Origin of the sequence: Novipirellula caenicola (assembly GCF_039545035.1) — a bacterium.
GTDB lineage: Bacteria > Planctomycetota > Planctomycetia > Pirellulales > Pirellulaceae > Novipirellula > Novipirellula caenicola.
Genome location: NZ_BAABRO010000013.1, coordinates 89085 through 109665, shown reverse-complemented (window position 1 = coordinate 109665; position 20581 = coordinate 89085). Strand labels below are relative to the sequence as shown.

Sequence of the window (20581 nt, the reverse complement as noted above, 5' to 3'; positions counted from 1 at the left end):
CCCTCCTCCGAGAACGTGTCTCTTATGAATCGCAAAACGATTTTGCCGCTTGGCTCGCTCTATAGCCTTTGGATTTTTGTCATCACCGCGACCTGCTTCTCTGCGATTTCCGCGACAATCGGATCGGCAGACGAGACACGTCCCAATGTGTTGTTCATCATTTCGGACGATTTGAACAATTCGATTGGGTGTTACGATCACGAACTGGTGCAAACGCCCAATATTGATCGGCTGGCCCGTCGTGGCGTTCGTTTCGAACGAGCGTATTGCCAATATCCACTCTGCGGTCCGAGTCGCAATTCGATGTTGACGGGGCTTTATCCCAACAGCACCGGGATTCATCAAAACAGCCAAATTTTTCGGCAAACCATTCCCTCGCATCACAGTTTGTCGCAAGCGTTTCGTTTGGACGGCTATTTCGCGGCTCGTGTCGGAAAGCTGTACCACTACAACGTCCCCAAAAGTGTGGGGACCAACGGACATGACGATCCGGGATCGTGGGAACTCGAATTGAATCCGGCCGGTTGCGACCGTTTGTTGGAAGAGCCCGACATTTTCTCGCTTCGCAAAAACTCGTTTGGTGGCACGTTATCTTGGTACGCATCGCCGCGAGGGGATCAGCTGCATACCGATGGGATGTTGGCCGATGATGCCTGCTGGGTGCTCGAGCGTTGTGCCAAGCGTCGGGATCGCCCTTTCTTTCTAGCTCTCGGTTTCTATCGTCCTCACACACCGTATGTCGCACCAAAGCCTTACTTTGAAAAATACGACCTCAGCCAAATGCCGCTGGTTGCCAATGTGGAAGAGGACGTCAAGGATTTGCCCAAGGCGGCACTGGGCAGCCACAAAAAAGACCATGAACTGCTAAGCGATCCGCTGCGACAACAGGCGATTCAGGCTTACTTTGCCAGTATCACGTTTATGGACGCCCAGGTCGGCCGCGTGCTGGATCAACTCGAATCGCTTGGACTCGATGACAATACGATCATCGTGTTTACAAGTGATCATGGTTACCATCTCGGTGAACATGGACTGTGGCAAAAGATGAGCTTGTTCGAAGAGAGTTCGCGGGTGCCGATGATCGTCGCTGCACCGGGGATGGCACAGGGCAAGGTCGCTGAGACGCCGGTTGGCTTGATCGACTTGTACCCGACGCTGAGCGAATTGTGTGGCGTCAAGTCGCCAGCGAATTTGCAAGGTCAATCATTGGTGCCGATCTTGAAAGATCCTGCCCAAACCGGTCGCGGTTGGGCGCTGACGCAAGTGATGCGAGGCGGCAAAAAAGGATTCTTTGGCTACACCCTGCGAACACCTCGTTGGCGATACACCGAGTGGGACGAGGGCAAAGCAGGCAGCGAGCTGTACGATCATGAGGCTGACCCTACCGAGCAAAACAATCTAGCGAATTCACCATCGCATGCAGCAACGGTCAAGGAATTGTCGGCGATGCTTCGCAAGGCATTGCCACAAACGTTCCCTGCCGATGGCGAGACACCGACGCTGTCGGATAAGGTTTGGGCACCGAATCTGACCAATCCCTAGCAACCAGCCGAGGTCGCGGGGCTCGCGAAGGATTCCATTACCGCTACCTAACGCTTATTGAACTCACGTCTTTCACTCTCTGGAAAACTGCTGATGCAAACTCGTTTTATCCTTGCCTTATTGACCCTAGTGATCGGATGGCCGCTTGCAGCTCAGGGACAAGAAAACGCGACAGCGGATCGCGCCTCACGGTTTCAACTGCCTGCGACCGACCAGGGACTTGCTGGCGAAGGACCGCTGCGACGTTACGACTGGTTTCAAAACGTGTGGCGAAAACGCCGGGAAACGTTTGCGGCTAATGCCGAAAGCAAGAAAGGACACGTTGTTTTCTTGGGCGATTCGATCACCCAGGGATGGCAAGACGATTTTCGAGGTGATTTCGAGTCGATCAAACCCGCGAACCGAGGGATCAGCGGCGATACGACTCGCGGAATGTTGCTGCGGCTCGACGAAGACGTGATCGATTTGGACCCGGCCGCTGTGGTCATCTTGGCGGGCACGAACGATCTCGAAGAAGGGGCGGATCCGGAAACCATCGCAAGCAACATGCAGTTGATCGTCACTGCGTTGCGAGCACACGATGCAGAGCTACCGATCATCCTTTGCAACGTCTTTCCTAGCCACCATTCAAAGAAGCGGCCTGCAGACAAGATCAAACGGTTGAACCAGCTTTACGCCGCGATTCCCAAAAACGATGCCAATCTGATCGTGCTCGATACATGGACGTTGTTCGCCAATGATCAGGGCAACGCCAAAAAAGAGGAGTTTCCGGATTTGTTGCATCCTAATGCGGCGGGGTACGCGAAGTGGGAAGCCGCCGTGCGGCCCATCTTGGCCACGCTCGGGATTTTGGAAACCGAGGGCGACGATTTTGTGATCGAAGAAGGATTCGAGAGTCTGTTTAATGGGCACGATTTGACGGGATGGGGATTTCGCAAAACGACCGATGCGATGCGAAAGTCTCGTGAACGATGGCAGAGCCGTGATCCGAATGCTCCGGCGTGGCCGATCGTCCAAAGCGACGTCGCCTTTGATGGCAAGTCAAAGACACCCGAGGGGCGTTATCTTGCGATTCATGACCGTTTGGTGGTGACGACGCCGCCGGAGGGACGCAAAATTCAGCAGCTTTGGACGACTCGCGAATTTCCCAATGACTTTGAATTGCGATTGGAATTTCGTGCGACTCCCAATGCCGACAGCGGTGTATTTATCCGAGCACCGCAATTGCAATGTCGCGACTACGTGCTCGCCGGACCCTACAAGAATCTGAAAAACTACAAACCCCAGCAGTGGAACACGCTTGTCGTCGCGGTCCACGACGGTGTCGCGCATTGCACGTGTAACGGCGAAGTGATCGAAGAAGCGATGAAGGTTCCCGAAACCGGTCCGATCGGTTTGGAAGGCGACCGAGGGCAAATCGAGTACCGTCGCATCCGCATCAAGACAAAGCCGTAATCACTTCCCACCGTAGCGAAACTCGCCAACGGCTTGTTGTTTTAGTCGTACGATGGACTTCCTAGTCCGTCGAATCCACTATTGACGGACTAGGAAGTCCATCCTGCACCCCTTGCCGCAGGAACCTTTACTAAATCAACAAGCCGCCAAGAGTTTCGGAAGCGGCTTTTCAGTGAGCACCCGCAAAACCTGCCGATGACCTACCGATTCAGGATCGGTAGTTCGCTTTTGGGTTTCGCATCCCCTGACTGCTGATCGGGGTCTTGGTACTTGCTGGCGTCGAAATGGCGACTGTAGGTACCGAAGTCGTTGAAGGCATACTTCTTGGCCCAGCGATAAACAAAGCTGCGTTCGGGGATTTCATCGCCGGGTTGGTACTGGCTTCGCCGCGGCGAGACCGCGTTGAGTTCCTCGATCACCTTGGTACGTGCCGTTGTATCGCGAGCTCCATGCTTCTCGGCAAGCTGGACCAACAAATCGGGACGCTCCATGATCACGCAGCCACGCGTGTGTTGCGCCGTCAGTTCACGGAAGTCTCGCAAAAACTCCGATTCATTGAACGTGTCTTTGAGCGAGCGGTCGTCGTGGATCGATTCTTTGGCCAATTGGATCACCGGGCACGGTTCGATATCGCCCCAGGGGCCGACGTGGTGAGTGAATCCGGTTGCCGCGGGGCAGAGGGCATTGCCCGCGTCATCGTGATAGGCATCGATCACGACGATCGGTTTGGTCGCACGCGTGTCGACGACAAATTGACGCACCCGTCGTTGTTCTTCGCTGGTCAACGCGAGATCGGGGTTCGATTCGGGGCCGACCGGGCGATAGATGTGGTACCAACAATACATCACGCCCATGTCGATCAGTCGGTCGACCCAGGCATTGCTGACCAAATCGTCGATATTGGTTTTACACACGCTTGTGCAAACGCCGACCAACAAGCGATGACGCAGTGCTGTTTCGAGCCCCTGCATCGTTTGGTTTAGCACGCCTTCGCGACCACGACGTGTGTCGCTGACGATTTCAGAGCCTTCGACGCTAATCAGCGGCGTCACATTCCCGAGACGTCGCAGTTCGGCGGCGACTTCGTCGGTGATGAAATGACCATTAGTAAAGACTTGGAAATAGACGTCGCGATTAGCGGCAAAGATCTTTAACAAATCTTTGTGCATGAAAGGTTCGCCACCCAGAATGCCGAAGAAACGGTTACCCATCGCTTTGGCTTCGGCAATCACTTTGTTTGCCGCGTCCAATTCAATCCGATGTTGTTTCGCCGCCACGTCGACCCAGCAGCCTTGGCAACGCAGGTTGCAGCTGTTGATGACCGATAGATACAAAAACGGCGGAAAAAAGTCTCCTCGTTTCAGCCGCTGCTTGTGCTTGTGAACACTCCACAATCCACGAACCCCCAGCGTCCAGGCTGCTTTGGCAAGCAGTCGTTTGTCGGGCTCGAGCAGCAGTCGACTGGCAAGGCGAAAGTACATAAAACAGGATTCTCAAATTGAGTAGCGATCGGGCTGGGAAACCTTCTGATTTCCTAACCGAGCGATTCAGTAACCATTCGATCTGTAACCATTCGAGTCGGTGCCGGCGGACGCGGGCATCGCACATTCACCAGCTTAGCCAAAGCCAGCATGAGCAGCCAGACGTTCGTCCCGGGACCGAGTGAAAACACCGTTCGTGATTCCGAGGGTAAAGTCCATACCCCACCTGCAAATTGGTCGCTTTTGCCCCCTGGGGACGCTGCGATGACTCGCCGCGTGAAAGCGGCCGGCGAGCACTGGATCGTCCAAGAAAAAAAAGGCCGCCGCACCTTTTCCAAAGGAATTTGGGCTCCCAAGGCCACCATCGAGAAAATTGCGGCCGATTTGAAGGTCGAACGTTCGACGGAAAGTTATGCCAAACGCAAAGTCGCTGATAAACAGCGACGCGATCGCAACCAATCAGCCTACGTCGACGAGTTCTACCAAACCGTGGTCTCGTATTTGGATTTCCATCCCAAGCATGCCGCGATCTCGGCGCGGATGGCCCGCGCGATCACCGACCATGCCACGCCCGTCGGCAGTGGAACGGTGGCACGTACCCGACGGATCTCGGTCCAACAACGCGCCGAGGCTGCGGTGATCGCATGGATGCGTCATCAAACGACCGCCTACGATTCAATGGTCATCCCGCGAGTCAAAGGAAAACGCCGCGAAGTACGTCGGATGCTAGCTGCTCGTTCCAAAGAACTGCTGCGTCAATACCGACACGATCAAGTCGCGACGGAGAATTGCCCGTTGTTGAAAGCATTATCGACGTCGAGTGATTCCAAATAGCTGGCGGAAGCATGCACGAACGTTCCGTATCAATTTAGGAGGTTGTGGTAAGCCAACCCCTCGAAAGATCTCGCTACTGGGGGTCAGAGGCGGGTTTCTAAGTAAACTCGGCACCGCGAACTTCCGATATCACACTCTAGGTTCACCCATGTCCTGGAGTCCTTTGTGCAAAACCTGAAACGTTATCTTCGATCGCGAACCTCTCTCAGTTGTTTGCTAGCTATTTCGTGCTCGCAGTTCGCGGTAGGTGACGAGGGTGTTGCGCTTCCAACGCCGCTGGACACATCTGCGGAAGTGCAGATCGCGCGGCGGCCATGGTTCATTGATGTATTGACGAACAAGCCCCAGTCGTCAAAGAAGACGACTCCGCCAAAACCTCCAGCGAGCGTTCCCTTGGTGAGCGATCCGCCATCGATGCAGGGGCGCATCGAGCATGCACCGGTGGTGGTCGACACGCAGCCGCGGCAGCCGCAGGTTGGCTCACAAGCAGCGACCGACGATGACAATTGGGTGCCGCGTGCGCGACGCATCGTGGCCGATCAAGAGCGTTTGCCGCTTCGTGATCCGCAGCCGCTTCGTGACCCTGCGGACGCCAGCCCGTTGGTGAAGGACGCGTCGCAACGAGATACCCCTGGCACCGCACGCCCGAACACGGCTGGATCCGAGCCAGCGACGCTTGTGCCAATCGATCGTGCGGGGCAACGGTCCGTCCCTGACTCGGTGGACAAATCAATGGATCGCTCGGCCGATCCGCTGCCATCTTCGCGAGCGACCGCAAACCAATCGGGCAAAGTCGAATCGGGCCCATTGTCGCCCGCAGAGAAGTTCGACGCGTTGGAACTTGAACTCGCACCGACCGCGGGGCCCGAACTAGGCAGCCCCGCCGGTGACGTGTTTGCCTCGGACGACGACTTTGCCTCCGGTGAGGATGCAGCTAGCGCTGGATCGCACGACGATGTCGCCAGCGATACAACCGAAAATTGGGAAGACGCTGAACGAAGCACTCCCGGTGACCACTACAGCGACGAAGTGATCAGCGACGGCGAGCGTTTCGAGGCTGTGGAATCGATGGCATCCGATGCCACCGACGACATTGTCGCAGACGACGTTGTAGCGGATGACGTTGAAGAAGCGGTGAGCGAAGATCTAAGTCTCGGTGATCGTTTGCGAAAAGCGACGCCTGAGATTGCTGCACCGTCATCGACCGTCGATTCCCAATCCGCGAAAAACGAGCGGCGCCGCGTCTCCGATCCGCAGCAACGGATTGCCGATTCGCGTTTGGCGACAAGTGCGGCCGCTCCGCCGCAGCGTTCCGTTTCGGTTGGCGATCAATGGGACGACCCTGCCGCTGCCGAAGCACGCGAGCCGGTAGCACTGGATTACGTCGGGATGCCCACCGGGCCGATACGTATCTCGGCATCGGTTGCCAAAATGAAACCGATCATGCAACGGTGTTTGGTCCACTATTATCACCGTCCCGAAGTTGCTAACGAGCGAAGCAATTGGGGAATGTTGCATTCGATCATGGTGTATGGCGTGGATACCAAGATCATTGCCGAACGCCAACGCTATAGTGCGATCGCATGGATCGCGGGTAACAACGCGTGTCGCGGCCAACGTTTGTTCGAAGAGGACCGAGGCGGCATCCATGTCAAAAGCGGCGTTGGATTGCAGGGACACCAAGCACAGATGTTGTGTGTGTTTTCATTGTGCAACGTCCCCGTGGAGTATCCCTTGTATGTCGGCACGACAAAGTACTCGGTTCGTGATGTCGTCAAACGCGAGATGGCGGACTGCAAAAGCGGCGAAGAGTTGACTTTCACGCTGATCGCGCTGTCGCACTACTTGGACACGGACGAAAGCTGGATCGCGTCGGATGGAACCCGCTGGGATTGTGAGCGATTGATTCGCGAAGAATTGTCGCAGCCCATCGTAGGAGCGGCCTGCGGGGGAACGCATCGTTTGATGGGGTTTGCTCAAGCGTTGCGGAAACGACGCGCCGAGGGGCGACCGATCACGGGACAATGGGCTCGCGCCGAAGAATTTACCAACGATTTCATCGACTACGCCTTCTCGCTGCAAAACCGAGACGGATCGATGAGCACCGATTGGTTCGAAGGGCGTGAAGACAACGGCAACATGGATCGCAAGGTGCAGACGACGGGGCATATCGTCGAATGGTTGCTCACCGCGATGCCCGATTCGCAGCTGCAAGATCCTCGTTTGGTGCGAGCGGTGCGGTACTTGTTGGCGTCGATGTACAACGATCCCAACCATGATTGGCAGATCGGGCCGAAGGGGCACGCGCTGCGTGCGTTGGCGATGTATTACGAGCGAACCTATCGCAGCGGACCAGCGTGGCAGACACCCGCGGTCGCAAACGGATCGGGATCGGCTCGCCGGTAACCTGCGGCTCGAGGGGCAATTCGGCGATTATCCCTGCGACAAAACGCAGATTTCGGGGCTGATCTGGTTGTCGGTTCAGGCTGCTTCGCTAATACTTTGATTCTCTCGTTAAATTACCCAGTTTGAATCACTCTCAACTTGTCGAGTTCGCCCTGCAATGGCGACACAACGTCTGACCAAACATAATGCGGCGATGATTCGCGCAGCGATCGATCTTTTTCGTGATCGCGGTGCGGACGCATTGCTGCTGCTGCTCGATGGTTCGACCGACTGGAAACGAATCTCCGAGATGGCTCAGCCGCTCGACAAGCCGTTTATCGTCGCAGTCGATTCCCCCGAAGACCTCGAAGGGGCGTCCGAAGCGGGGCTGAAGCCGCTGGCGCTGAACAAAGAAAAAGCACCGCTGTTAGAACGTCTACAGCATGCACTTCTGGAAGCCGCCGCCGACGAATTGATTCGGACCAACGGCGAAGTCGTCGCGCTGTACAGCGGTTTCCAGCAAGGCCGGCTCGATTCGATCAGCCATCTGCAACTCGATGAACGAATGCGGCAATTGACCAGCCGCGATCTGCAGATGCTCGAGAGTCGGGTGCCGCTTAAAACGATCAAGGCGGTCATCGATTTGGCAGCTCAGATTGGTCGCGAAGGCCGCGAGGGCAAACCGGTCGGAACGCTGTTTGTCGTCGGCGATACTCGCAAGGTGCTTGAACATGCCAATGACAGCGGCGTTGATCCGTTTCGAGGCTACAACCGCAAGCAACGCAATCTGTTGGACAAAAAGGTCCAAGAAGATGCCAAAGAGGTCGCTCAGCTTGATGGTGCCTTTATCATCGCCAGCGACGGTGTGATCGAAAAGAGCCGGCAGATGCTCGAGGTCACGCACGAAGATCTGACGATGAGCAAAGGGTTGGGGGCCAGACACTGGGCTGCCGCCGCGATTTCGCGAAAGACCAAGGCGATCGCAGTCGTCGTCAGCCAATCGACCGGCACCGTGCGGTTGTACCAAGATGGCCACTTGGTGATGCGTATCGAACCGATGGACAAGGCGGTAAAGTGGCAAGAGTTTAATTTTGAACCTCCGTCTTCGTCACCGCCTGAAAACTAGAGCGTGCTGATCTTGGGTGTCGCAGAATTCGTCAACGGAATGTTGATTTACTGAGCCGCGACACGTCAGCGACCGGGTCCCACGAACGTCCCGGTGCCTTACGGCCCACGGCATCACCGATGCTCGTTTTCGGATCGGTTCGAAACGTTTTGTAGCGACGCTCGCCAGAGCGTGGAATCTTGCAATTGCGTTTTTGTAGTGGATAGTCGCCGCGCTAATAGGACTCACCACCTTCTGGCGAAGGTAGCCACGAAGGGATTCGTCACAGCGTTGCCCATCCGCTACTACAGCAGCGGCAGTTCGTCGTCGCGGCGAGTCGACATGCCTTCTTTGAAGTGTTGGCGGCACACGGAAACGTACCGCTCGTTGCCCCCGATTTGAATCTGGCTGCCGTCTTTGACCGGTTGCCCTTTGGCATCGATTCGCAGCACCATCGTGGCTTTGCGTCCACAGTGGCAAATCGTTTTGATTTCCGAGAGCGTGTCGGACCATGCCAACAGGTGCTCGCTGCCTTCGAACAAATGACCCTGGAAATCGGTTCGCAGCCCATACGCCATCACGGGAATGTCAAGCGAATCACACACATCGCTCAATTGACGCACTTGCAATCGAGTCAAGAATTGAGCCTCGTCGACAAAGACCGCATGCAGCGGCGTGGTGTGATGTTGTCCATTGACGATGGAAAACAAGTTGTCCGCTTGGTTGAACGTCATCGACTCGGATGACAACCCGATTCGCGAGGTCACCTTGCCTGCACCGAAACGCGTATCCAGTTCGGGCGACAGGATCAGGGTGTTCATCCCACGCTCGCGATAGTTGTAACTTGTTTGCAGCAGCACGGTCGACTTTCCTGCATTCATTGCGGAATAGTAGAAGTACAATTTGGCCATGGCAGCAGCGACTCCTTTCCGAGGGCAAGCCTGATTTCTGAGGGCTAAGCCGTTACGCGAGTGCTTCGAGTTGTTTTTGAGTCAGCTCGCGGATTCCTTTTTTGGCCAAACGCAACAATTCTGCGAGTTGATCGTCGTCAAAGGTCGCTTCTTCGCCGGTCCCTTGGATCTCGACAAACTTGCCCGACCCAGTCATGACGACGTTCATGTCGACATCGGCGGCAACATCCAATTGGTAGTCAAGGTCCAAGTGGGCGACATCGTTGACGATGCCGGTGCTGATCGCCGCAATGCTGTCGCGGATCGGGCCATCACCAATCCGGCTGCCCGGAACCGCGATTTCGATTGCTTTGGCCAACGCAATGAAGCCGCCGGTGATCGATGCCGTTCGTGTTCCTCCGTCGGCTTGGATCACATCACAATCGACTGTGATCGAACGTTCGCCTAACGCGACAAGGTCGACCACGGCGCGCAGACTGCGGCCGATCAACCGCTGGATTTCGGTCGTCCGCCCATCCACTTTTCCGCCGCGATCGCGTGGTTTCCGCGGCTGCGTGCTGCCGGGCAGCATGCTGTATTCGGCGGTCACCCAGCCCTTGCCGCGACCGGCCAACCACGGTGGCACCGTGGCTTCGAGCGACGCGGTGCACAACACAATCGTGCCTTCGCAGCGATACAAGACGCTGGCGGGATTCGAGGGGATGTAGCCGAGTTCGATCTGAATGTCGCGAAGTTGATCGGCGGGACGAGCGGGGGAGGTCATCAGAGGGTCCGGTATGGATAAGGAGCAAGGGACGGGGGGAAACAAGGCAGCGGCGGCATCTAGTTTGGCAAGGTTTCTTCGGACGACATCGACGTCGTTTGCGGTTGCCACGGGCCGAGTGATTTTTCGGGAAAGACGATCAACCGCCGCGCGGCAAAGTTTAGAGCCAAGCCCACCAGCGTGGCAAGAAGTTTTGCTGCCGCGGGGCCCGTTTGATGAATCAGCAACAGGGTGGTTTGACGATCGACAACGCCGATCGCCAGCACCGAAATCGTGTACAGCGTGATTTCGCCCCAACGTCCCCAACGCGATTGATGTCGAAAGATCGAGTGGATGCACATCCAGTAATTGATCGCCGCGGCCAATACAAATGCCACCGGAGCGGCAACGCCCGCCGACACATCGGCGCTAAGGAGTCCCAAAAAAATCACGAGGTTTGCGATCGCACACAAACTGCCCACAATCAAATACAACAGGAACTGCAGAGGCGCCGGCAAATGGTAGGCGTTGTACCGCACGATGCAGTACAGGGCGCGAAGCCCATCACGCACTCCGATCTTTTTGCCTTCGGCATAGGTTCGTCCCATGTACGAGACGCCCATCTCGACGATTCGCACGCGTCGCTGGGCCACCGCCGCGATCACTTCGGGTTCAAATCCAAATCGCTTTTCTTTTAGTTCCAGCTGCTGGATCAGGTCCCGGCGAAAGACCTTGTAACACGTTTCCATGTCGGTCAGGTTCAAGTCGGTAAACATGTTCGACAAGAACGTCAAAAAACGATTGCCCATCGTGTGCCAAAAATAGAGCACGCGATGGGTGCCGTGCGAGAAAAATCGCGAACCGATCACCACTTCGGCTTCGTCTTCGATTAGCGGGACGACCAAGCGAAGCAGGTCTTGAGGATTGTATTCGAGGTCGGCATCTTGGATGGCGACAAAGTCGCCGGTGGCCGCTTTGATACCGGTATGGATCGCCGCCCCTTTGCCTTGGTTGACCGCATGGAACAAAGCTCGAACATTATCGAAACGGGCAGCCAGCTGTTCGGCAATCTCGCGACTGCGGTTCTCGGAGCAGTCATCGATGATGATGATCTCGAGTCCCAGCGTGTCACTCTCGATCGCGCGAACACGGTCGATACATTTTTCGAGCGTTGCTTCTTCGTTGTAGCTGGGGACCAGGATGGTCAGTACATGCCGTTTGTCCCGTCGTGCCAACTCGCTTGACGAGCCTTCGTTCTGCATGTTCATCCTCGTTCGATCTCGCTGCTAGATGGCCTGGTCTGCTCGGATATTGTCGTCGATCCACTTGCGATTGAGCAGCCACACCAGCAGCCCTTTTTGGGCATGCATGCGATTGCCCGCCTGGCGAATCACATCGCTTTGGTCGCTGTCGATGACCGCGTCGGTGATTTCCTGCCCTCGCACGGCTGGCAAGCAGTGTAGCACTCGAGCGTGTGAGGGGGCGGCTGCCATCAATTTTTCATTGACTTGGTAACTGGCAAATGCGGCACGCCGGGCGTCCATCTCAGCTTCTTGCCCCATGCTAGTCCAAACGTCGGTGTAAATCGCGTCTGCATTGGCCACCGCTTGATGTGGATCGGCGACCGTTTCGATCCTCGCTTTGGGATATCGCGCCGCGATGCGAGCAAGCCAATCGCTATCCATTTCGTAACCCGATGGGCAGGACAACGTGAATTTCATGCCCAACATTGCGGTGCAAAGGGCAACCGACTGCGCCACATTGTTGCCGTCTCCCACGAACACGATGTGTTTGTCTTGGTAACCACCCAACGATTCGCGTACAGTCAAGATGTCGGCCATCGCTTGGCAGGGATGGCACAGGTCGGTCAAACCGTTGATGACCGGCATCGCATTGAAACTGGCCAGCAATTCGACATGCTCGTGCTTCTTCGCCCGACACACCACCGCGTCGACAAATTGACCGAGCACTTGAGTGAAATCGGATGGGGATTCACGTTTTCCCCAGCCAACGTCGTCACCGAGAAACAGACTGCTGCCACCAAGTTGAGCCATCCCCGTTTCAAAACTTACCCGCGTTCGCAAACTCGGTTTTTGAAATAAAAGGGCAATCACACGACGCTCTAAAATCGAAGGTCGATCACCCGCCGCCAACCGCTGTTTTAGCGTAAGTGATGTCGCAAGAATGCTTCGTAATTCGTCAACTTCGATATCGAATAGACTTAGTAGGTGTTGCACGGCAACGGCCTCATCGTTGTGTTTAATTTCGTAACAGTTTCGTGAAGGGTGTGGTTCAGCCGAGAAGCAATGTTAGGCGGACAATTCCGTCGAACTTTGCTCGATCGCCTGCATCGTTTCGACCAGCCGACTCAATAACGTTTGGCGGTCTTCGTCGCTGAAGTGGACCGGCGGTTGCAACCGGATCGAAGTTTCCCCGGCGGCTTCGATGCGAAGTCCGTTGCGAGCCGCAACGCTGACCAATTCCGCCGCGGCCAAGTCGGTTTCGATGCCGATGGTCATTCCGGTGACATGGATGTCCCGGATGAATTCAAATCCCGCGATCGCTTCGGCCAACGCAACCGCAAAGGCTTGAGCCGACTCGCTAACCGAATGAGGCAACCCAAGTCGTGAAAGTTCACGGAGCATTGCCATGATCACGTTCCGCTGCATCGGATAGTTCACCGATTGCTGGATCGCGTGTCCGGTAAGCCGCTGGGATGCCACCAGCAATCCGCCGGGCAATCCGCCAAACAAGCCCGCGGCGACCACGATGCCATCGACCGGGATGTCACAGAGCGAAGTGTAGGAGAAACAGGATCCGCTGGCTCCGAAACACAATCTCGATTCGTCGATCAACAACATCAGATCGCGTTGGTCACATAGCTGGCGTACCTTGCTTAGATAGGCGGCGTCCAGAGGGCGAGCGGCGTTGCTGAGGTTCACCGGGGACAGCAGCACCGCGGCCGTCGATTCATCGATTGCCGATTCGAGGGCCTTTAAATCGTTGGGTTTGACGTGATCAAACCCGGCCACCATGGGGCCAAAACCTTGGTGAAGCGAAGGTTGCCCGCTGGCCGAACGACACAATGCCGTCCGTCCGTGATCCGAGCCGGCAAGCGCGATCGTTCGGTAAGCGGTATCCGGATTGCGGGTTCGCGCGAACGTGACCATCGCTTCGATCGCAAGGTCCGCATCCGAAAACAACAAACACGAATCCGCAGTGATTGCGTGTTGGTTGCCTGCGGACTGCAGCACTTGCTGAAACGTAGCCGCAAGTTCGCCCTGTTCGTCGTCGGCGAGCTGCCGCGTTGCCGAAGCGTCCCCGAGGTAGGCATCGGCCGTCTGGCGGATGGCATCGCCAATGGCATCACACCCCAGACCCACCGCACTGGCTCGGCCAGCCATCGCATCGACCCACCACTCGCCCGCTTCGTCTTGGCAACGCATGCCTTCGGCATGGGCTCGCCGCGTTGCCCATGCGGGATCAAAATCGGTATTGGTCGTGCTGACGCGGACGGCTGGCGTTTCAGCGGTCGCCGCAACCAGCGGTGGATCCGCCGGTTCAGGTTCCTCTAACTCTGCCGCTTGCTCTTCGCTCTCATCTTCTTCATTTTCGTCATCTTCTTCGATCTCGTCTTGCTCCGCAGCGGGCTGCTCGAACTCCTCGTCCTCGAATTCGTCGTCCTCGTCCTCGTCTTCGTCTTCGTCTTCTTCTACTTCGTCGTCGTCATCATCTTCGTCGTCGTACTCATCATCTTCATCGTCTTCCTCGTCGAGTTCCGCACTGAGTTCGGTCTCGTCGCCCATCGAGTCGTCTTGGTCGACTTCCGTTTCCTCGGCAAACTCATTTTCGTCGTTTCGCAGCGTGGGCGACATGTCGCCGGATTCCTCGGGCGTTTCTTTGCTTGGATCTGCAGGTTCGCTCATGAGGATGCTTTGAAGTGACGTGGAAAACAAAAAACGACGGCCAACCCGCCCCGTTTCGTGGGCGGGTTTCCGTCTGCTGGGGTTGAAAAGTGCGAGGAAAAGATCGGTTTATGTTGTCGCGACCTAGTCCTTATGGATGTATTTCGGTTCCTACGCCTTTTGTCGTGAAGATTTCGAGCAGCAACGAATGACGCAGTCTACCATCAATGATGTGCACTTTCTTGACGCCACGTCCGAGCGTTTCCAAGCAGGCTTCGACTTTCGGAATCATTCCCGAATTGATGACACCGCTGCTGATCAATTCTCGAGCCTCGGCGGACGACAGCGAATGGATAATGGTATCCGGATCATCTTTGTCACGGCGGACGCCGTTGACGTCGGACAGGAAGACAAGTTTGTCGGCTCCGAGCGCCTGGGCGACGGCCATCGCTGCGGTATCCGCGTTGACATTGTAGTGCTGCCCGTCGTCCCCTTCGCACATCGATGGAATCACCGGGACTTGGTCCGTGTACGACAAACCTTCGATCACATTGCGATCGACACGGGTGACTTCGCCGACAAATCCCAAGTCTTCATCGGGCCGATCCACCAATTTTTGTCCAAACAGCACGTTGGTGGTCTGGAACGACAAATTCATCGCTCGTCCGCCGAGTCGCTCGATTTCTTGAGTCAGGAAGACGTTTAGCTCTCCGGCCAACACCTTTTCGACCGCCGCCAATGTGGGCAAATCGGTGACCCGTCGGCCGCGAACGAAGTTGGGGGCGATGCCGGATTCGGCCAATTCGCGATTGATCGCCTTGCCCCCGCCGTGCACCAACACCGGTTTCATCCCGACCGATTCCATGAAAATCACGTCCAACAGGATGTGCATCAATTCTTGAGGATCGTCCAGAATGCTGCCGCCAAGCTTGATGACCGTGGTTTTGCCACGGAATTGACGAATCCATCCCATCGCTTCGATCAGGGTGTTCGCTTTGGAGATCGCTTCTTCCAAGGTAAAGTCGCCAATGTGGTCGACGTTTTTGATCGAATCAGGCACTTCCGCTCGCTTCTTGTCTGTTGGATTTGAATTTGGACTGATTTTGGTGGCCTTTCCGCAGACGGAAAAACCGATCAATTTAGATGCGGCCACCCAGAGGGTCAATTGAGATGGCCAGCAAACAGCAAAACAGTGGGTCTAGTTAAGGAAAATAATGCAAAAACAACGTTTAGCTGTCGTCGGTGGCGGCCAAATGGGACGAGCGCTCGTGTGTGGAATGCTCGACAAGCAAGTGATCCACGATGCCGATGTGGTGATTGTCGACCACAATGTGGCCAGCCGCCAATGGTGGGGCGAAAACCGGCCCAATGTCTCGGTTTGTCCCGATCTGACCGAGGCGGTCCGCACTGCGGACACGGTGCTGTTGGCCGTCAAACCCAAGGTGATCGGCAAGGTTGCCCAGCAATCCGAAGCGTTTTGGGAGGGAAAACTGGTGATTTCCGTCGCGGCCGGCGTGATGCTCAAATCGCTATGTGGTTGGATCGGGCACCAACGAGTCGTTCGCGTGATGCCAAACACTCCCTGCCTGGTTGGCCAGGGCGTCAGCGCGTTTTGCGGCGCCGACGACGTTACCGATCAGGACAACCAATGGATCACCACGCTGTTTTCGAGCGTGGGATTGGCGATTCCGGTGCTTGAATCGCAAATGGACGGGGTCACTGGATTGAGTGGTTCAGGCCCGGCCTATGTCTGTTTGATCATCGAAGCCTTGGCCGATGGCGGGGTGCTGGCGGGGTTGCCACGCCCGTTGGCGATGAAATTGGCGACCCAAACGGTATTGGGAACCGCGCAGATGATTGCCGATACCCAGCGTCATCCGGGCGAACTGAAGGATGCGGTCACCAGTCCTGCGGGGACAACGATTGCCGCGGTCCAAGTCCTGGAGCAAAATGGAATAAGAGGGGCACTGATCGATGCAGTGGCAGCGTCAGCACGACGAAGTCGCGAACTCGCTGCGGATTAAAATTCGGATTGGCAAGCGAAGGTCGTCGCTCGCTTTACAATATCGGCGATCTTTGATTCACTTTTGACCGCCGGGCGGCAAACAGCCCTGAATCGCCGCCCGGGATTCACTTTCACCTCGCCAGAAGTCTTTAGAACGATGGAATCACCAATTATCAAAGTTGACGACAAACACGTCCCGCTTTACCGAATCGTTTGGGTCAGTGAGATTCCACACTTTTGTGGCGAGCCGGATTGCATGCACGAAGGGGACTACGAAGTCCGCCTGGATGTCGACGATTCGCTATGGACCAGTGCCAGTGAACGTGATGCGACCGTGGCCGCGTTGGCAAAATGGTGCAGCGACCCTCGTGGCGACGACAGCCCCGATTGGTGAGCTGGCCCCATTGCTCAGCAGGCTCAATTTTGGGGCCGCTGCTGTTTTTTCAAACCGGAGGGGGGCGATCTGATTGCCATGACGCAGCCCCCCGTTCGTAAACCCGAACGCTTCGCTGCGAGTTGGTTTTTCGGCTGGGGTTTTTTCTTGCTAGCTTTCTTTTTTTGCTGGCAACACGATCGCTTCCTCAGCGACCATGCACACGATCCCATCGCGAACGGGGTACATCAAACCGCCTGATTCGCAGATCAGGCCAGTCTCGATCCCCTCTTGGATCCTTTGATCTTGGCGGTCACGCAGTTCGCCACGCTTGATTAATTCGTTGATTTTTTCGACGAAAGCTGGCTCCGCAGGCTGTAACGACTCGCCGCTGAGGACGCAGCGAAGCATGGCAAGTAAATTTTGATCAATCATTTGATTTGGCTCAGCAATGGTGCTTTGAGTTTCCGAAACTAAGGCAAGCAGACCTGGTGCATGGACGCACGGAATCAGCTCATTGCTGCCTCAGGTTGGTTAACGAAATTTCGTTCTTTTCTAGTTTCCGAATTCGGTGGAGGATTGCCATGAAGTCGCGAGCTTGCTCGCGGTTCGTCCAACCGGTTGCACACCTTTGTGCAGCGCTTTCGACGATCGCAGTTTTCAGTTGTGCCCCCAATTCGACCGTGCAGGCTCAGTCTACGACGCCAGCACAATCGTCTCCAGGCTACTACACCGATCCTCAGACAGGCATTGTGTATCGCCAGGTCACCAAGACGATCGAGCGCCCCGTGGTGGAAACCAAGACGGAGCAGCGTGAGCAGACGGTCTACCGTCCTCAAACCGTGACCGAAACGAAACCCGAATCGCGAACCGTGTACACGCCCGTGATTCATTACGAGTGGCAGCCGCGTTTGGAAGGGCGTTGGAATCCGTTCCGCCAACCGACGTTAGCCTACCACCATGTACCGCAAACGCGTTGGGAAAGTCGCAACGAAGTCGTCCACCGCACCAACACGCGTACCGAATGGGTTGCCGAGACCCGCACCGTAAACGTGCCTCAGCGACTGGTGCGAATGGAACGCGAACAAAAGGTCGACTACGAAGCGGTCGGTCGCGTTGCACCGCAACAGGCTCCGCCATCGGCAAGCGAACAGGCGATTGCATCGCGTTTGCGTCCGCTCGATTCAAACACTCGAGTGGAAGCCTTCTCATCGCCACCAACTCAAATTGCCCAGGCGACCACGGTGTACGCGCCGCCACGCATCGCTGCTTCGTCACTTGGACGCATGACAAGCGATCCACCACGACGCTCCACCAGCCAAGCGGGATTGCGAAGCACCGAGCTCTATCCAACGCCCAACCAAGGCTACAGCGGAGCATTGCCGCCGGCCAGCACTGGCGTTGCAACCCTGCCCGCACTGCCGCTTTGGCGCTAAGCGTCCGAGCGAGTCTCGTCGGATTCGGATCACGCCATCGATACTTCGATGGCGTCTTCGATTCCACGGCGGATCATGCTTTGACGATCACTTTGCGGTTGCCAGCGAAGGATCTGTTTGCTGCGGCTGCAATCGAACGTGGCCTTTTGCGTTCTTGATTCCCAATCGTGGTAACTCGGTTTACGGCGTTCGGGATGACGGACTGCTGTTTTGACCATCCATTTGGCCAAATCGTTCAGATAAAAGTGCCAGATCCGCGTCGGTTTCATGTCGATGCAGATGTTGGAAACCCGCTGCAATTCGTCGAGGTATTCTCTAGCCGTCAACACCGGATCGGCGACGAAGTTAAAGGACTCGCCTTGGATCCCCGGTTGATCCATCGCAGCGATCAATCCGTCGGCCACATCGTCGACGAGGACAAGCGGTAGTTTGTGGTTGCCATCGCCCCAGATTTGGCAAAAGCTTTCTCCGGTCCACATCCCGATGCCCCAGTGAAACGGGGATCCTCCTCTGCCAATCACGATCCCCGGTCGCGTGATCACGACATCAAGACCCTCATCGCGATGCCGTTGGTTGAGATCGTCTTCGATGACGGCCTTGGATCTCGCGTACAAGTTGCGTGCTTCGATTCGCGGATCCAGCGGCGTCGATTCGGTGATCGTGCCTGCTTGAGCGCCGGCGTAATAGGCATCGATCGAACTGGTGTAGACCAAACGGCCGACGCCACCACGTGCACATTGTTTGGCGAGCTGCTGGGTCGGATGGATGTCTAGCGTCAAGTAATCCTGCCAAGTTTTGCCCACCCCGCGAGCCAAATGGAAGACGCCCTCCACGCCCGGCAGCACCTTCGTCACATCATCCACGTTCGTCATGTCGCCGCGAACCAGTTCGACCAACGGATGACGTAGCGAATCGGGGACGTCATCGGGGCGGCGAACACAACAGCGAACCGATCGGCCTTGTTCGGTTAACCGCCTAACCAGTGCTTGGCCGATAAAGCCGCTTCCGCCAAATACCAAACATGGTTTACCGCTGCGCTGTACCGCTCCGTTCATCGTGCCACTATCTGTCGTGCCACTATCTGTCGTGCCACTGTTTGTCGTGCCACTGTTTGTCGTGACGCGGTCGTTCCGATTCGACGACCGATCTGGCTTCGCCGGCTCGCTTCTCGATCCTGCCGCAAGGTCCAAATTGTGGTCGCCGTCCTTGTCCGGTTCTGGGGTTATGACGCAGCGATCAAGTTGTTCGCACAATGCAATCGCGGATTGTCCCCAGGCCCCCGACAAGCGATCGGACACCGGGGTGCCTGACAACAACGATTGATAGAAATCGGCAATCGCGTTGGCGATACTCTCGCCATAGGGATTGCCGTGTTTAGCGAGCCCCAGTTTGCTGCCGATGTAGCGGCGCAGTCCTGATTTCGCTTGCCGATGCAGATCACGGCTTGTCCGTTTCAGACGATGGTAGCGATCGAAATCGATGGAATACCGCGTCGCCCGGTGAAGCGTGAACGTGTTGTCTTCGATGTCGGCGGTCGCGCTGCCATGGCTGCCACGGACGTGAATCGAAAACTCGGACATTCCGCTGCCGAGTGAAAGCCGCGTCTGTACCGCGATTCGGCCCGCCGTCATGCTAAAGGCCCAATTACGCATCATGGTTCGCCCATGCGGCAACGCAATCGGATGCGTCGCAATCCCCGTGACCTGCTCCGGAAACGATGCTAAATCCAGTACGGGGCTGACGATGTGAGGCCCCAGTTCCAGCAACAGGTTGGCGGATTCACGCAGCATCCAGATCGAATAAGGGCCGCTACTAAGTTGAGGCAACGGTTTGTTCCACGCGATGTCGATCGCATCGATTCGTCCCACTTTGCCGCTCTCGACACATCGCCGCAGATCTTCGTAAACCGGTGAAAAGAGAAAGTTATGATTGACACCGAGTCGAACGCCATGACGTTCAGCCATCGCGATCACCTCGCCGCACTCGAGCGATGACGTCGCCATCGGTTTCTCGAGGAAAACGTTCACCCCGGCGGCGATACACTGACTCGCTACCGCAGCGTGGACGTCGGGTGGCACAAGCACGTGGACCACATCCAATCCACCAGCGTCAAGCATCGCATCGACCGAAGCAAAATGATTCGCGATGCCAAACGATTCGGCCGCTTGCTTTGCTGCGGATACGTTGACGTCGGCAATCGCAACGAGCTGGGCATCCGGGTGCTGCTTGATCGCGGCGGCATGCCACTGAGTGATATAGCCAGCACCGACGAGCCCCACTTTTAACGGAGCCGCGAGGCGAACATTCGAATCAAAGGAGGGCGTTGAGCTCATCAAGATCAGGTGGATGGTTTGGGCAAGGTGTTAGGCAACCCGTGGAAACGCGGCCGATCGACATGAAAGGCGAC

General features: G+C 56.4%; 17 protein-coding genes. 8 read left to right on the top strand and 9 right to left on the bottom strand.

The window, feature by feature from the left end:
- Positions 1-24 precede the first annotated feature (24 nt).
- Positions 25-1542 carry a sulfatase gene (locus tag ABEA92_RS22160; RefSeq protein ID WP_345686280.1) on the top strand — a complete coding sequence of 506 codons (1518 nt, stop codon included), beginning with the start codon at positions 25-27 and terminating at the stop codon, positions 1540-1542.
- Between the two features lie 93 nt (positions 1543-1635).
- Positions 1636-2997 carry a GDSL-type esterase/lipase family protein gene (locus tag ABEA92_RS22155; RefSeq protein ID WP_345686278.1) on the top strand — a complete coding sequence of 454 codons (1362 nt, stop codon included), beginning with the start codon at positions 1636-1638 and terminating at the stop codon, positions 2995-2997.
- A gap of 200 nt (positions 2998-3197) precedes the next feature.
- Here ABEA92_RS22155 and ABEA92_RS22150 read toward each other — a convergent pair whose 3' ends face one another.
- Entirely contained in the window at positions 3198-4478 is a 1281-nt protein-coding gene (locus ABEA92_RS22150) for a radical SAM protein (RefSeq protein WP_345686276.1), read from the bottom strand.
- Between the two features lie 150 nt (positions 4479-4628).
- Between ABEA92_RS22150 and ABEA92_RS22145 the strand changes: the two genes are divergently transcribed.
- The 3 genes from ABEA92_RS22145 to ABEA92_RS22135 all read left to right on the top strand — a co-directional run bounded on the left by ABEA92_RS22145 (position 4629) and on the right by ABEA92_RS22135 (position 8823).
- Positions 4629-5312: a DUF2293 domain-containing protein gene (locus ABEA92_RS22145; protein WP_345686274.1), complete on the top strand. Its 684-nt coding sequence runs from the start codon at positions 4629-4631 to the stop codon at positions 5310-5312.
- Between the two features lie 414 nt (positions 5313-5726).
- Complete coding sequence (locus tag ABEA92_RS22140; RefSeq protein ID WP_345686272.1) at positions 5727-7718, top strand: hypothetical protein; 1992 nt, start codon at positions 5727-5729, stop codon at positions 7716-7718.
- A 157-nt stretch (positions 7719-7875) separates the two neighbouring features.
- On the top strand, positions 7876-8823 hold the full coding sequence (locus tag ABEA92_RS22135; RefSeq protein ID WP_345686270.1) for a DNA integrity scanning protein DisA nucleotide-binding domain protein: 948 nt from the start codon (positions 7876-7878) through the stop codon (positions 8821-8823).
- A 284-nt stretch (positions 8824-9107) separates the two neighbouring features.
- Here ABEA92_RS22135 and ABEA92_RS22130 read toward each other — a convergent pair whose 3' ends face one another.
- The 6 genes from ABEA92_RS22130 to argB all read right to left on the bottom strand — a co-directional run bounded on the left by ABEA92_RS22130 (position 9108) and on the right by argB (position 15375).
- Positions 9108-9713: a thymidine kinase gene (locus ABEA92_RS22130; protein ID WP_345686268.1), complete on the bottom strand. Its 606-nt coding sequence runs from the start codon at positions 9711-9713 to the stop codon at positions 9108-9110.
- Between the two features lie 52 nt (positions 9714-9765).
- Positions 9766-10476, bottom strand: a complete 711-nt coding sequence (gene rph, locus ABEA92_RS22125) for a ribonuclease PH (RefSeq protein ID WP_345686266.1) — start codon at positions 10474-10476, stop codon at positions 9766-9768.
- 59 nt (positions 10477-10535) lie between these two features.
- Positions 10536-11717, bottom strand: coding sequence for a glycosyltransferase (locus ABEA92_RS22120; protein WP_345686264.1), 1182 nt, complete (start codon positions 11715-11717; stop codon positions 10536-10538).
- 24 nt (positions 11718-11741) lie between these two features.
- Entirely contained in the window at positions 11742-12692 is a 951-nt protein-coding gene (gene argF, locus ABEA92_RS22115; protein WP_345686262.1) for an ornithine carbamoyltransferase, read from the bottom strand.
- 72 nt (positions 12693-12764) lie between these two features.
- A complete protein-coding gene (locus ABEA92_RS22110) occupies positions 12765-14381 on the bottom strand; it encodes an aminotransferase class III-fold pyridoxal phosphate-dependent enzyme (RefSeq protein ID WP_345686260.1) in 1617 nt (538 codons plus the stop codon).
- A 130-nt stretch (positions 14382-14511) separates the two neighbouring features.
- Entirely contained in the window at positions 14512-15375 is an 864-nt protein-coding gene (gene argB, locus ABEA92_RS22105) for an acetylglutamate kinase (RefSeq protein ID WP_345686496.1), read from the bottom strand.
- Positions 15376-15574: 199 nt separating this feature from the next.
- Here argB and proC point away from each other — a divergent pair, with 199 nt between their 5' ends.
- Both proC and ABEA92_RS22095 read left to right on the top strand, forming a co-directional pair.
- Positions 15575-16384, top strand: a complete 810-nt coding sequence (gene proC / locus ABEA92_RS22100) for a pyrroline-5-carboxylate reductase (RefSeq protein ID WP_345686258.1) — start codon at positions 15575-15577, stop codon at positions 16382-16384.
- 138 nt (positions 16385-16522) lie between these two features.
- The gene (locus tag ABEA92_RS22095; protein WP_040769973.1) at positions 16523-16759 is read left to right on the top strand and encodes a hypothetical protein; all 237 of its coding nucleotides are present in this window, start codon (positions 16523-16525) and stop codon (positions 16757-16759) included.
- Between the two features lie 150 nt (positions 16760-16909).
- Here the strand turns inward: ABEA92_RS22095 and ABEA92_RS22090 are convergent, their stop codons facing one another.
- On the bottom strand, positions 16910-17173 hold the full coding sequence (locus ABEA92_RS22090) for a Trm112 family protein (protein ID WP_345686254.1): 264 nt from the start codon (positions 17171-17173) through the stop codon (positions 16910-16912).
- Positions 17174-17421: 248 nt separating this feature from the next.
- Between ABEA92_RS22090 and ABEA92_RS22085 the strand changes: the two genes are divergently transcribed.
- Positions 17422-18174 (top strand): hypothetical protein, encoded by a 753-nt coding sequence (locus tag ABEA92_RS22085; RefSeq protein WP_345686252.1) that lies wholly within the window; start codon positions 17422-17424, stop codon positions 18172-18174.
- Between the two features lie 29 nt (positions 18175-18203).
- Here ABEA92_RS22085 and ABEA92_RS22080 read toward each other — a convergent pair whose 3' ends face one another.
- Positions 18204-20507, bottom strand: coding sequence for an NAD-dependent epimerase/dehydratase family protein (locus ABEA92_RS22080; protein WP_345686250.1), 2304 nt, complete (start codon positions 20505-20507; stop codon positions 18204-18206).
- Positions 20508-20581: the final 74 nt, after the last annotated feature.